This window comes from Amycolatopsis sp. DSM 110486 (assembly GCF_019468465.1).
Taxonomy (GTDB): domain Bacteria; phylum Actinomycetota; class Actinomycetes; order Mycobacteriales; family Pseudonocardiaceae; genus Amycolatopsis.
In genome coordinates, this window is the sequence record NZ_CP080519.1 from 4,896,205 (window position 1) to 4,908,424 (window position 12,220).

Genomic DNA, 12,220 nt, shown 5'->3' on the forward strand with positions numbered 1-12,220 from the left:
CGGCTCACCCGACTCACTGGACATGACGGACCCGGCGAAGGTCTTTTTCCGCGATCCGAGCTACGACGGCCAGTTCGCGCGCACGCTCAACGCCGCGGTGGTGCACGCGGCCGACCTCGGTGAGGCGTTCGCGACCGCGCGCGGCCTCGGCAAGCTCTCCGGCGGCGGCTGGTACGACGCGTGGTCGGCCACCGCGGACCGCGCGCGCGTCGTGGCGGACTCGGCGCTGGCCGCGGGGGACCGCGTGAGCGCGCGCCACGCGTTCCTGCGCGCGAGCGAGTACTTCCGGCAGGCGTACTTCTTCATTCGGTCCGATGTGGACGATCCACGGCTGCAGTCCGCGTACCGCGGTCACGTCGAGGCGTTCGCGGAGGCCGCGAAGCTCCTCGAACACCCCGCCGAAGCGGTGCGGATCCCGTACGAGGACACGACTTTGCACGGCTATTTCTTCGCGCCGCACGCGTCCAGCACGCCGCGGCCGACCGTCGTGCTGCCGTGCGGCTACGACTCCACGGCCGAGTCCGGCTGGCTCGACGTGCCCGGCGCCGTCGACCGCGGCTACAACGTGCTCGTGTTCGACGGCCCCGGGCAGGGCGAGACGCTCTACGTCCAGCACCGGTACCTGCGCCACGACTTCGAAAACGTGCTGACCCCCGTGCTCGACTGGCTGCTCGACCGGCCCGAGGTCGACCCGGCGCAGGTGGTGCTCGTCGGCCGGTCGTTCGCCGGCTACCTCGCGCCGCGCGCCGCGACCGCCGAGCACCGGATCGCCGCGCTCGTGTGCGACCCGGCGCAGCCGGACCTCGGCGCGCGGGTGCCGTCCGGCCCGGCCGCGCTGGCGGCCGCGCCCGTGGTGCGGGTGCAGATGCGGCGCAACGCCGACCGCGCGGAGTTCTTCCGCGCCCGCATGGCCGCCCACGGCATCGACTCCGTCCGCGAGTACTTCGCCGAGCTGCGGCGGTTCACCATGCTCGCCGACGCGGCGAACATCACCTGCCCGGCCCTGCTCGTGGAGTCCGAACACGACTTCACGGCCGGCGGCGGCCCGACACTGCGCGACGCGCTCACCACCAAAGCCCAGGTCGTCCAGCTCACCGCGGCCGAAGGCGTCGACGGTCACTGCGCAGGCCTCGGCCAGCAGGTGTGGACGGGCACCGTCTATCCATGGCTGCACCGGACCCTGTCCACCTCACTTGTCGGCTGAAAACCGTTCCCACCCTGACTGCCGCGTCACGCCCAGTGCTTCGCCGATGCGCGCCCACGCGACTCCGCGCGACCGCAGCAGGTCCACCTGGGCCTGGATGCGTGCGTCGGCCTGGGCGCTCACCATGGCCATGCGCGGGATGCTCTGCAGGATCTCGTCGTCGGACTTCAGTTCCCACAGCGTCACTTCCGGCGTGGCCGGCTCTTGTTGCCCGGCGAGGATCTCGCCGCACAGGCTCACGCAGCCGTCGCAGATGTACACACCCGCGCCGGAGATGAGCTTGCTGACCTCGTCGGCGCGCTTGAGGCAAAACGAGCAGTAGCTGTCGTCGGTCATCGAGACCTCCCCAGGAACATGTCAGGGGCGACGGGAGCGCAGCGCCTCGATCACGTCGTCGTCCCAGCGGTGGGTGCGGATGAGCCGGTAGCGCTCGGCGGCGACCCACAGGTAGGCCTCGGCGTCGGTGCGGTCGCCGACCAGGTCGGCCTGGCGGAGCATGCCGGTGACGGGCGTGAACTCCTCGTCGAACCAGCGCTGCGCGAGGTTGGCGCGATCGGTGAAGCGGCCCTCGTCCTGCATCAGCCGGAAGCCCCACGCCTCCACGTGCTCGCCGAGCTGCGCGTAGTCCCACGGGTCCGACATGATCACAGACGCCCGCGCGTGGCCGGTCAGCGGCACGCGTTCGAGGAACAGCCGCCGGTAGTCCTTCACGATCAGGTCGCCGCGGTAGCGGATGCCGTTGGGGTTGAGCTTCGTGCGCACCGCGGTGACCTGAGCCTCTATTGTGGACAGACCCTGCGCGTGGGCGACGGACACGCGGTGGTGACCGTCGATGATGAAGTGCAGCTCGCCCACGCGATACACCTCGATCGGCGGGATCGCCTCCCCGCGGCGGGCCGCGAGCGCGAGCCGCTCCCAGCGTTCGCGCACGCGCCCGGACGTGGGGCGGAAGCGGCGGTCGAAGTCGCGGCTGCGGTCCACTGTGCCCACGATCGAGTCCAAAGTGATCACTCGCGGCCCGATGCGCGACTCGCCGGCGTAACCCAGCGCGTCGACGACTTCGTGGAACGGCAGCATGATGTTCACGTCGTCGGGCTCGCGGCGCAGCCAGGTGGACAGTCGCGAAAGGACCTGGCCGCGGCGGGCGCGCAGGAAGTCGTGTTCGGCGTCGGCGCGCGGGAAACCCGTGGGTCTGGTCATCGCGGGAACTCCATGATCCGGTGGCCCACCACGTTGCGCACGCGGGTGGTGCCGACCACGCGGTCGGGCACCGGTTCGCCGTGCGGGTGGATGTGGCCGTGCAGCAGCCAGCGCGGCCGCAGCGTGGCGATCGTGCGGTGCAGGCAGGCGAAACCGCGGTGCGGTGGGTCTTCGCGGTCGACGAGGTGCAGCGGAGGGGCGTGGGTGAGCAGCACGTCGACCTCGTGCCCGTCGCGGCGGCGCCACTTCGCGCGCCACTCGAGCCCGCGGGCCCGGCGCGACTGCTGGCGTTGGGTCCACTGGTTCGGGCCCTCGTTGTACCGGATCGAGCCGCCGAGCCCGGCGAACCGGAGCCCGGCGACGTCGACCACGCGTCCGTCGGCGTTGATCCCGCCCGCGGGGCCGGGCCATTCGGTGGGGAAACCGTCCTTCATGGACAGTCCGCCGTAACGGGTGTAACCGCTCAGGTCGGGATCGTGGTTGCCCGGCACGAACACGCACGGCACGTCGAGCGCGCCGGCGAGGAACTCGAGGTAGTCGTAGGGCAGGTCGCCGGCGGCGACCACGAGGTCGACGTCCAGCGAGCGGACCGCACCGGTCCACAGCCGCTCGTCGACCTCGTCGGCCACCACCAGCGCCTTGGGCATGCGCCCAGAGTAAGGCCTGACAGCGTTACTTCACGCGATCACTTCATGCCGTGAGAGAAACCCGGGTTGAGGGTGATCACGGTGACGATGCCGAGGATCCAGACGATCCCGAGGGTCAGGGCCCAGAACTTGAGGTTGGTCAGCAAACGAGGCATGGGAGTACTCCTGTAGCGCTACCGGGTGAAGGAACGGGGACCGCGTGGCGGCCTAGAGCCAGCCGTTCTTCCGGAATATTCGGTACAGGAGCAGGCAGATCGCGAAGATCACCGTGACCGCGATCGGGTAGCCGAACTTCCAGTGCAGCTCGGGCATGTAGTCGAAGTTCATGCCGTAGATCCCCGCGCCCATCGTGGGCACGGTGATGATCGCGGCCCACGCGGTGATCTTGCGCATGTCGGTGTTCTGCTGCAGCGAGATCTTCGCGACGGTGGCGTCGACCAGGGTGCTCAGCAGCTCGTCGAACGCGGCCACGCGCTCGGACACGGTCACGAGGTGGTCAGCGACGTCGCGGAAGTACGAACGCACCTCGTCGGGCACCAGCCGCGTGTAGCCCTCGGCCAGGCGCGAGACGGGCGTGGCGAGCGGCAGCACGGCGCGGCGCAGCTCCAGCACTTCCCGCTTCATCAGGTAGATCTGCTCGGCGCTCACCAGCGAGCGCGGCGCGAACACCTGCGCCTCGATCTCGTCGATGTCGGACTCGATGCGGCTCGAGACCTCGAGGTAGTGGTCCACCACGTGGTCGGCGATGGCGTGGACCACCGCGGCCGGGCCGAGGCTCAGGCGCTCCTGGTCGTCGTCCATGTCGCGGCGCAGCCGGGCGAGGCCGGAGTGGTTGCCGTGGCGCACGGTGATCACGAAGTCGCGGCCGAGGAACACCATGAGCTCGCCGGTCTCGACGATCTCGTTGGCCGTGGTCGGCGACTCGTGCTCCACGTAGCGGACGGTCTTGAGCACCAAGAAGAGCGTGTCGTCGTAGCGCTCGAGCTTCGGCCGCTGGTGGGCTTCCAGCGCGTCTTCCACGGCCAGCTCGTGGAGCCCGAACGTGTCGGCGATGCCCTGGATCTGCTCTCCGTCCGGTTCGTGCAGTCCGATCCAGACGAACCCCGCGTGCCGCTTGCGCACCTCTTTGATGGCGTCGGAATGCGTCCAGCGGCCGGGCAAGCGCGCGCCGTCGACGTACACCGCGCAGTCGACGACGTACGCCGACAAGGGCACAGGGATCGGCCGCTCGAGCATCGGCTTGGTGCGGCTGCCGCCGCGGCCGCGAAGGCCTCCGAGGGAGGGGATGGCAGGCATGGGATCTCCTGGGCTGGCGTCGTGGTGGAACACAAAGACGACGGCCAGGCGGACTTCAGCGTCCGTCCGGCATCACCGGCGTTCCCTGTTCGCCGGACCTACCAGGAGAAAAATCGGCCGGCCGGCTCGGCGGGAACGCTGGGACTACTAGGGAGCGGACTATCGCCACTACTCATGGGGCGTTCCTCACCTCCTTCAGGCCGGCGCGATCGTAAGACGCGGAGAGTGGTGGGGCTCGCGTTGACGCACGAACACCAATGGTCGAGGGTACTCCTCACCACCGGTGAGTGTCGCAAGTGGCTCAGGCGGCGTTACCCGGCCGGGAGTTGTTTCGAGGAGGAACACGGGTGGCCATCGCCCTGGAAGAGATCAAGCAGCGGTTGCGCAGGTTCGCCGAGGTCGAGGCGCGCGGCGTCTCGCCGCTGTACGACCACCTCGCCACGCAGTCGGCCGAGGACGACGACGTCGCCGGCCTGCTCACCGACGCCCGCGGCGGCGAGGCCCGCGGCACCCTGCTGCTGGCCGCGGCCCACCGCCTCATCCAGGCCGACCCAATCCACCCGCTGTCGCGCTACTACCCGTCACTGGGCGGTTTCGACGGCGTGGACAACGAGACCTGGCCGCTGTTCCGCACCTTCCTGCTGGAGCGCGCGGACAAGGCCCGCCAGATCATTTCGACGCGCTACACCCAGACCAACGAGGTCCGCCGCGCGTCGCTCGTGTACCCCGCGGTCGCGGCGGCGGCGAAGGAAGCGGGCGGCAAGATCGCCCTGCTCGAGGTCGGCTGCAGCGCGGGTCTGCTGCTCGGCCTCGACCGCTTCTCCTACCGCTACCAGTGCGACGGCGGCGAGCAGCTCGTCGCCGGACCCGCCAAGGCCGCCGTCGGCCTGCACTGCGCCCTGGACCTCGCGCCCGGCGCGGTGCTGCCGAAGCTGCCGAAGAAGGTCTCCATCGCCGCGCGCGCCGGTCTGGACCGTGCCCCCGTCGACCTCGCCGACGAGGACGAGCTGGCCTGGCTGGAAGCCTGCGTCTGGGCCGACCAGCCGGATCGCATCCGGCTCCTTCGCACGGCCGCCGCGGAACAGCGCAAGCACGTCCCGCCCCTGATCGCCGGTGACGGCGTGGACGACCTGGCCGCGGCCGCGGCCACGTTGCCGCCCGAGCTGCCGCTGGTGGTCCTCACCAGCCACGCGCTGGCCTACTTCGGCGACCGCCGGGCCGACTTCGTGGCCGCGTTGGCTTCGCTCGCGGCTACGCGCCCCCTGTGGTGGGTCACGGAGGGCTCTTACTCGGCCGGCCTCAAGCTCGTGATGCCGGATCGCACCGACCTGGACGCCCCGGCGCCCGGCTTGTCGGACCCCTGCGTGCTCGGCCTGGTCTCGTGGTCCGACGGCAAGCCTGTGGCCCGTGCGCTGGCCCGGACCACGCCGCGCGGGCAGCGCATGACCTGGCTGCCCGCCTGACGGTTCGCGCAGGCGCACCAGCTGCACGCTGTGTCACCTGTGTCACATTCACCCCATCAGTCACACCCGCGCACCGCTCGCCTATGCGTCCTCACATGCACAGGCATTGATGTGGAATTGCTCAACCCACATTTCCCGTGCTCATCCGGCGATCGGTGCGGGGATAACACCATTCACCGACGTACGAAATCCACAAACATTCGCGCAAGCAATCGACGCACCGCGGAAATGCACCGACTTGACTCAGGCCCTTGGTAGCGCACCCCAGTCACGCAGTGTGATGAAAAGCAAGTCGACGAGCAGGCCTGAGGCGTCCAGTTCCACCAGTTCGGCCGAGTCGACCCAGCGGGCGTCGTCGGCGTCGTCGCCGGCGGTGAGGGTTCCGGCCGCGACGGTGCACTCGTAGTCCCGGATGTCGTAGGGGCCGCGGGCGACCATGCCCACGAATGCGTGCGGTGTCACGTCGAGTCCGGTCTCTTCCCGCAGCTCGCGGACGACGGCTTCAATGTCCGTTTCGCCCTGTTCGACCCGGCCGCCGGGCAACGACCAGAGACCCCTGCCCGGATCGTGACCGCGCTGGATGAGCAGCAGTCTGCCCTGGTCGTCGAACACGATGCCGCCCACGCAGGGCACTCGGATGGCCATGAGTGTCAACCCCTGGATTCGTCACGCTGTACACGGAGAGTAGCCATACGGTACACTTCGGACGGCCTGCTGACCCATGCGCGGGACTTTCCTGCCGCGTGGGTGGTTGGTGCGGTACAACATAGAAAGTCAGTTTTCCGGTGCCACGTTTAGAGACGGGATTGATCGCTGTGAACGCGAAGAAGCTTGCGGGTCTCGTGGGTATCGCGTTGGTGCTGTTCTTCGTGATCGCTCAGCCGAATCAGGCGGCGGGACTCGTCGGCAACATCGTCGAATTCCTCCGTAGCTCGGCCGAATCGGTGGTCTCGTTCGTCAGCAACGTGTTCAACGGCTGACGGAGGATAACCTCGAGACATGTTCGCGCCACGCGACCCTGACGAGTACCTGCTCGACACTGAGCGGCGGGTCATCCGCATCCGCCGCCACTGGGCAGTCCTGCTCTGGGACACGTTCGAGGCGGCGGCTCTGCTCGCCGTCTGCGTACTGGTCTCGTACCTGCTGCCACCGTCGTTGTGGGTGGTGCAGAACATCCTCTGGTACGTCGCGCTGCTGGTCGTGCTGCGGTTCGCCTACGCGGTGGTCCAGTGGTGGGTCGAGCGGCTTGTCGTCACGGACAAGCGGTTCGTGCTGACCAAGGGCGTCATCACCACGAAGGTGCTGATGATGCCCATCACGAAGGTCACCGACCTCACCTACGAGCGGCCCGGCTGGGGCCGGGTGCTCGGTTACGGGACGATGGTCGTCGAGTCCGCCGGTCAGATCCAGGCGCTGAACCGCATCGACTACCTGCCTCGGCCCGAGGAGTTCTACGACACGATCTCGGAGCTCGTGTTCGGCGACAAGCAGAAGCAGGCCGAGCGCTTCTCCATGATCAAGGCGCAGCGTGCCGCGAGGGGCAAGAAGCCCGTCGGCTGACCTGCGGGCGTTGTCCCAGGTACCGGCGTCGCTGTGACGCAGCGCATCGTCGAGAATGGTCACGATGCGCATCGACCTGCACGCCCACTCCACGGCCTCCGACGGCACCGACAGCCCTGCCGGGCTCGTCGAAGCCGCCGTCCGGTCCGGCCTCGACGTGGTCGCGATCACCGACCACGACACCACCGCCGGCTGGGCTCCGGCGGCGGCGGCCGTCCCGCCCGGGCTGACTCTCGTCCCCGGCGCCGAGCTGTCCACCGTGTCCGTCGACCCGGAAACGGGCTGGCGGATCAGCGTGCACCTGCTCGCGTACCTCTTCGACCCGACCGCGCCCGCGCTGGTCGCCGAGCAGACGCGCCTGCGGGCCGAACGCCGCACGCGGCTGCGCGCGATGGCGGCCCGCATGGCCGCCGACGGCCTCCCGATCGACGCCGACGAGATCATGGGCCTGCTGCCCGCCGACTCGCCGGCCGGCCGGCCGCACCTCGCGCAGGCGCTCGTGCGCGCCGGGCTGGTGTCGAGCGTCGACGAGGCCTTCGCGGAGTACCTCGGCAGCCGCCGCGGCTACTACGTGCCGCGCCACGACACCCCCGTCGAAGAGGCGATCGACATGATCGTCGCCGCGGGTGGCGTCACGGTGATCGCGCATCCGTTCGCCTACAGCCGCGGCGCGACGATCAGCGAGGACACCCTGCGTGACCTCGCCCGCCGTGGCCTGACCGGCGTCGAGGTGGATCACCCCAACCACGAGCCGGCCACGCGCGTCCGCACGCGTGAGCTCGCCGACGAGCTGGGGCTCATCCGCACCGGGTCGAGCGACTACCACGGCACGAACAAGACGATCGGCCTCGGCCAGGAGACGACCGACCCCGGTCAGTTCGAGCAGCTCGTCGCGCGCGCCACCGGGTCGCAGATCGTGAAGGGCTGAGATGGGCGTCGCGCAGTTCTTCGACGCGAAGCTGTTCATCAGCGCCACCATCACGCTCATCGTCATCATGGACCCGCCGGGCACGGTGCCGGTGTTCCTGAGCCTCGTCGGCCGCAAGCCGATGGCCACGCGCGTGAAGGCGGCGCGCCAAGCGGTGTTGGTTTCGCTGCTGGTCATCACGCTGTTCGCTGTTGCCGGGCAGGCGATCCTCGCGTACCTCGGCATCGGCATCCCCGCGCTGCAGGGCGCCGGCGGCCTGCTGCTCCTGCTCATCGCGCTGCAGCTGCTCACGAGCAAGGGCGGCAACGAACCCGAAGCGACCGACGACGTCAACGTTGCCCTCGTGCCCCTCGGCACGCCGCTGCTCGCCGGCCCGGGCGCCATCGCGGCGACGATCGTGTTCGTCCGCCAGGCCGACGGCCACCTCGGCGCCTACATCGCGCTGGGGTGCGCGATCATCGCCGTGCACTTCGTGATCTACACGTGCATGCGCTTCTCGGGTGTGGTCATCCGGCTGATCAAGGAAAGCGGCATCACGCTCGTCGCGAAGATCGCGGGTCTGCTGCTGGCGGCGATCGCCGTGGAGCTGGTGGCGAACTCCGTGAAGGGCTTCATCGCCGGGAACTTCTAGGCTCGGCCGGCCGGTCGCTGCCCGAGGCGTGGATCTCGCGCACCGACACGGTTTCGCGGTTGCCGGGCAGGGAGCCGCGGCGTTCGGCTGAGGGCCGCCCCCGCGCCGGAAAGTGTCGGTGGTGGTGCGTAGCGTGGACGCCGGAACCGAACGGGGGTCGAGTGAAGGAACAGCTGGGGTTCGATTTCGGCGTCGAGCAGCCGCAGCGGCTCACGAAGGTGTCGCCGGCGCGGCTGAGCACGTTCGAGGACTGCCCGCGCCGCTACCGCTTGAGCTACCTGCAGCGCCCGACGCCGCAACGCACCGGCCCGTGGGCGCACAGCACGCTGGGCGCGGTGGTGCACAACGCGTTGCGGGCGTTGTTCGACTTGCCGGTCGCCAAGCGCACCGCGCAGCGCGCGATGGCGCTCGTGGGCGAGTACTGGAAGGACGCGGGGTTCGAGGACGCCGAGCAGGCCGCGCGCTACCGGGCGCGGGCCAAGGGCTGGGTCGGGGAGTACGTGGAGGACCACGACGTCACCGAGGACCCGATCGGCCTCGAGCGCTGGGTGTCCGCGCCGGTCAGCACCACCGGCGGGCAGCCAACGATGATCATCGAGGGCCGCGCCGACCGCATCGACCGGCGCGGCGGCGAACTGGTCATCGTCGACTACAAGACCGGCCGACGCGCTCCCGACGAGTACGAGGCCCGCGCTTCGCAGGCGTTGGCCATGTACGCGGTCGCTTCTTCGCGCACACTTCGCATGCCCTGCACCAAGGTCGAGCTCCACCACCTGCCCACCGGCACGATCGCCGCGGCCGAGCACACGCCCGACTCGCTCCGCCGCCACCTCCAACGCGCCGAAGAAACCGCGGGCGACTTACGCCTGGCCACGGATACCCTCGACGCAGGCGCCGATGGCGACGCCCTGTTCCCCGCCCGCCCCGACCGCCGCTGCTCCTGGTGCGACTTCCGCCCGAGCTGCGCGGAAGGCCAGCAGGCCGCGCCCGCGTCCCAACCGTGGGACCTCCTGGCGCCTTGACCGCCCTCCCTTCGAGCCGACGATTGGACGGACCCCCCACCGTGGCCTCACCCGACACCGAGGAACTGACCACCGCCCCCTTGGCCGCGGCGGACGTCGCCACTCGCGAGGGCACCCCTCCGTCGGACGCCCACGCCGAACCTCCGTCGGCTGAGGCTGACGAGCACGGTGAGCCTTCGGAACCTGTCGCGGAAGCGTCTGCCGCCGAGTCGCCGGCCGTCGACGCCGAGCCCGACCCGACCACGGCGACGCACTCGGCCGAGACGCCGGCCGAGTACGTGCCCGTCGCGGCGCCACAGCGGATCGAGGCCGTCGGCGCGGGGAAGCCGCGCGGGCGGTGGTGGCGGGGGTTCACCGGGTCGATCGCCGCGGGACTGGCCGTGCTGGCGGTGGGCGTGCTGGGTGTCGGCGCGGTCTGCCTCGCAACCGGGGCGCCGGGGCCGAGCGTGCTGTTGCTGGTGGGCCACCCTGTCGCCGCGGTGGTCGCGTTGGTGCTGCAGCGGGTCGCGGATCGGCGCTACGGCCGCGCCGCCGGGCTGGCGGGCATCGGGGTGCTGGTGGTCACGTTCGTGGCGCTCACCGTGTTCTGGTGGGCCTGACCCGGGTGCTGTCCGAGGACGAAGCGGCGGAGCTGTACGACGTCCTACGGCCCGGCGGAAGGTTCGCGTTCGAGACGTGCCACCCGCAGGCAAAGGCTTGGGAGGACTGGATTCCCGCTCACCCGGTCACGGTCTCCCAGCCGCGTCCCCTCCGGCTGTAGCACGAGGTCGAGTCGGTCGTCGGCGGCGTTGTTGTCACGTTCACCGAGACCGCCGTCGACCCCGAGGGCACCGTGCCGCGAGATCGTCACGATCGCTAGCGCAGGGCGGCAACCACAGGACCGCGCTGCTCAAGCAGCACCGGCCCCAAAGCCGTAAGCCGCACAACCCCGCGGTACGCCCCACGGTCGACGCCGACCGTGCGGATCGTGGCGCCGTTGGATTCGTTGAGCACGGCCAAACCGCCGTTGATGGGGACGACGAGCTGGCGGGCGAAGGTGATGCCGGGGCCGCGGGTGCTGTCGAGGGTCCAGCGCGGGGTGAGGTCGTCGCGCGACAGGGCGACGGTCTTGGTGCCCGTGAACCAGTACACGCCGCTGTCGGTGCGAGTGGTCTGTTCGACGCCGCCCGCGGGGTCGCCGGCCAAATCACTGGCCGGCAGGTCCATCGGGTACGCGGAACGCTCGTTGCCGTCCGGGCCGTAGATGACCAGGAGCTTCTGGTCGGGCAGCAGCACGGCCGTGAAGTCGCCGGACATGGCGATCACGCGGGCGCGCGAGCCGGCCAGGATGGTGCTGAAGACGACCTGCGGCTCGTCCTCGTGTTCGGCCGTGGCCTTGTAAACGGTGAGGCGGTCGTGGGGATCACCGGGGCAGCGCTCGATCACGCCGACCTTCTCGGCGGCCGCGGCGACCGTGCCGTACGTGCAGCCCGTGCGCGGCTGCTTGTTCGGGTTGACCATGAACGGGACCTGGCCGTACTCCATGCTCTTCACGAGGTCGTCGCGCCAGGTGTCGAGCAGGTGCTTGCCGGTGGTGGTCACGTGGCTGCCGTCGCTGACGAGCTGGGTGCCGAGCTCCGCGTCGCCGTTGCGCTGGGCCGTGATCTGGCCCGTGGTGGGGTCGAGCTGCGTGACCTCGCTGCAGCCCATTGCCTTGTGGTACACCGCGTTCACGCGCCCCCACGCGGTGTCCACAGTGCACAGTTGCAGGTTCTCGCGCGTGTAGTGCCAGCGGATCTGCCCGGTGAGCGGGTCGCGGCCCGCGACCTCGCCGCCGTCGGCGGTGGTCACGGTGTCGCCCTCGCCGATCGGCACGGGCGTGGCCGAGCTGGGCGCCTGCCACAGCTGCGCCATCGAACCCGGCACGGCCGTGGGCGCCGGCGGCAACGTCGGCGGCGGGGAAGCGAGCGCGCGGCTCGTGTGCAGGTTGTCGCTGTTCAACGCGACAACCAGCGTCACGACCACCACGACCACGGCGATCAACGCCGCGATCACGCGGTCCCGCCCGCTGTTCCACGGCGAGCGCCGCGCGCGAACGGGAGGCCCCGTCACAGTGCTCGCAGAGCTCTGCGACGGGGGCAAAACATCTTCGGTGCCGAGGGGGCGGTGTGAAACCACCCCGGAGTCCGAAGGCGGTACAAAAGCCGGAACGTCCGGTTCAGACTGGTCCGGTGCGCCGTCTTCGTGGTCGCTCACGTACCTGACTCCCGCCGTCGGCTCCGCTGGTCCC

15 protein-coding genes are annotated in these 12,220 nt (G+C 70.1%); 9 read left to right on the forward strand and 6 right to left on the reverse strand.

Annotated features, from left to right (window positions below; translation table 11 throughout):
* The first annotated feature begins 22 nt into the window (after window positions 1-22).
* Window positions 23-1,204: a S9 family peptidase gene (locus K1T34_RS23950; RefSeq protein WP_220246433.1), complete on the forward strand. Its 1,182-nt coding sequence runs from the start codon at window positions 23-25 to the stop codon at window positions 1,202-1,204.
* Here K1T34_RS23950 and K1T34_RS54480 read toward each other — a convergent pair.
* The 4 genes from K1T34_RS54480 to corA form a co-directional block, all read right to left on the reverse strand.
* A complete protein-coding gene (locus K1T34_RS54480; protein WP_220246434.1) occupies window positions 1,190-1,540 on the reverse strand; it encodes a ClpX C4-type zinc finger protein in 351 nt (116 codons plus the stop codon). The two genes, K1T34_RS23950 and K1T34_RS54480, sit on opposite strands and share 15 nt — an antisense overlap.
* Before the next feature lie 21 nt (window positions 1,541-1,561).
* Window positions 1,562-2,404 (reverse strand): chromosome partitioning protein ParB, encoded by an 843-nt coding sequence (locus tag K1T34_RS23960; RefSeq protein WP_220246435.1) that lies wholly within the window; start codon window positions 2,402-2,404, stop codon window positions 1,562-1,564.
* Complete coding sequence (locus K1T34_RS23965) at window positions 2,401-3,051, reverse strand: metallophosphoesterase (protein WP_220246436.1); 651 nt, start codon at window positions 3,049-3,051, stop codon at window positions 2,401-2,403. Before K1T34_RS23965 ends, K1T34_RS23960 begins: the two co-directional genes overlap by 4 nt.
* Window positions 3,052-3,258: 207 nt before the next feature.
* On the reverse strand, window positions 3,259-4,347 hold the full coding sequence (corA, locus tag K1T34_RS23970) for a magnesium/cobalt transporter CorA (RefSeq protein WP_220246437.1): 1,089 nt from the start codon (window positions 4,345-4,347) through the stop codon (window positions 3,259-3,261).
* 347 nt (window positions 4,348-4,694) lie between these two features.
* Here corA and K1T34_RS23975 point away from each other — a divergent pair, with 347 nt between their 5' ends.
* A complete protein-coding gene (locus K1T34_RS23975) occupies window positions 4,695-5,810 on the forward strand; it encodes a DUF2332 domain-containing protein (RefSeq protein ID WP_220246438.1) in 1,116 nt (371 codons plus the stop codon).
* 243 nt (window positions 5,811-6,053) lie between these two features.
* On the opposite strand, the gene K1T34_RS23980 is transcribed toward K1T34_RS23975, so the two are convergent.
* Complete coding sequence (locus K1T34_RS23980; RefSeq protein WP_220246439.1) at window positions 6,054-6,455, reverse strand: NUDIX hydrolase; 402 nt, start codon at window positions 6,453-6,455, stop codon at window positions 6,054-6,056.
* Between the two features lie 170 nt (window positions 6,456-6,625).
* On the opposite strand from K1T34_RS23980, the gene K1T34_RS23985 reads away from it, so the two are divergent.
* The 7 genes from K1T34_RS23985 to K1T34_RS24015 all read left to right on the forward strand — a co-directional run bounded on the left by K1T34_RS23985 (window position 6,626) and on the right by K1T34_RS24015 (window position 10,711).
* Window positions 6,626-6,790, forward strand: coding sequence for a hypothetical protein (locus tag K1T34_RS23985; RefSeq protein WP_204091374.1), 165 nt, complete (start codon window positions 6,626-6,628; stop codon window positions 6,788-6,790).
* Window positions 6,791-6,809: 19 nt separating this feature from the next.
* Window positions 6,810-7,370 (forward strand): PH domain-containing protein, encoded by a 561-nt coding sequence (locus tag K1T34_RS23990; RefSeq protein WP_220246440.1) that lies wholly within the window; start codon window positions 6,810-6,812, stop codon window positions 7,368-7,370.
* Window positions 7,371-7,425: 55 nt separating this feature from the next.
* Window positions 7,426-8,298 (forward strand): PHP domain-containing protein, encoded by an 873-nt coding sequence (locus tag K1T34_RS23995; RefSeq protein WP_220246441.1) that lies wholly within the window; start codon window positions 7,426-7,428, stop codon window positions 8,296-8,298.
* 1 nt (window position 8,299) lies between these two features.
* Entirely contained in the window at window positions 8,300-8,929 is a 630-nt protein-coding gene (locus K1T34_RS24000) for a MarC family protein (RefSeq protein ID WP_220246442.1), read from the forward strand.
* Between the two features lie 161 nt (window positions 8,930-9,090).
* On the forward strand, window positions 9,091-9,951 hold the full coding sequence (locus K1T34_RS24005) for a PD-(D/E)XK nuclease family protein (RefSeq protein ID WP_220246443.1): 861 nt from the start codon (window positions 9,091-9,093) through the stop codon (window positions 9,949-9,951).
* Between the two features lie 41 nt (window positions 9,952-9,992).
* Complete coding sequence (locus K1T34_RS53475; protein ID WP_255638675.1) at window positions 9,993-10,550, forward strand: hypothetical protein; 558 nt, start codon at window positions 9,993-9,995, stop codon at window positions 10,548-10,550.
* Window positions 10,541-10,711 (forward strand): hypothetical protein, encoded by a 171-nt coding sequence (locus K1T34_RS24015; RefSeq protein WP_220246444.1) that lies wholly within the window; start codon window positions 10,541-10,543, stop codon window positions 10,709-10,711. The genes K1T34_RS53475 and K1T34_RS24015 overlap by 10 nt, the downstream gene beginning before the upstream one ends.
* A 95-nt stretch (window positions 10,712-10,806) precedes the next feature.
* Here K1T34_RS24015 and K1T34_RS24020 read toward each other — a convergent pair whose 3' ends face one another.
* The gene (locus K1T34_RS24020) at window positions 10,807-12,186 is read right to left on the reverse strand and encodes a hypothetical protein (RefSeq protein ID WP_220246445.1); all 1,380 of its coding nucleotides are present in this window, start codon (window positions 12,184-12,186) and stop codon (window positions 10,807-10,809) included.
* Window positions 12,187-12,220 lie beyond the last annotated feature (34 nt).

Bases quoted from the DNA above. Each gene is read 5' to 3' on its own strand.
- K1T34_RS23950 (WP_220246433.1), top strand. From the start codon at position 23: ATGACGGACCCGGCGAAGGTCTTTTTCCGCGATCCGAGCTACGACGGC.
- K1T34_RS23995 (WP_220246441.1), top strand. From the start codon at position 7,426: ATGGTCACGATGCGCATCGACCTGCACGCCCACTCCACGGCCTCCGAC.
- K1T34_RS54480 (WP_220246434.1), bottom strand. From the start codon at position 1,540: ATGACCGACGACAGCTACTGCTCGTTTTGCCTCAAGCGCGCCGACGAG.
- K1T34_RS23965 (WP_220246436.1), bottom strand. From the start codon at position 3,051: ATGCCCAAGGCGCTGGTGGTGGCCGACGAGGTCGACGAGCGGCTGTGG.
- corA (WP_220246437.1), bottom strand. From the start codon at position 4,347: ATGCCTGCCATCCCCTCCCTCGGAGGCCTTCGCGGCCGCGGCGGCAGC.
- K1T34_RS24000 (WP_220246442.1), top strand. From the start codon at position 8,300: ATGGGCGTCGCGCAGTTCTTCGACGCGAAGCTGTTCATCAGCGCCACC.
- K1T34_RS23980 (WP_220246439.1), bottom strand. From the start codon at position 6,455: ATGGCCATCCGAGTGCCCTGCGTGGGCGGCATCGTGTTCGACGACCAG.
- K1T34_RS23960 (WP_220246435.1), bottom strand. From the start codon at position 2,404: ATGACCAGACCCACGGGTTTCCCGCGCGCCGACGCCGAACACGACTTC.
- K1T34_RS23990 (WP_220246440.1), top strand. From the start codon at position 6,810: ATGTTCGCGCCACGCGACCCTGACGAGTACCTGCTCGACACTGAGCGG.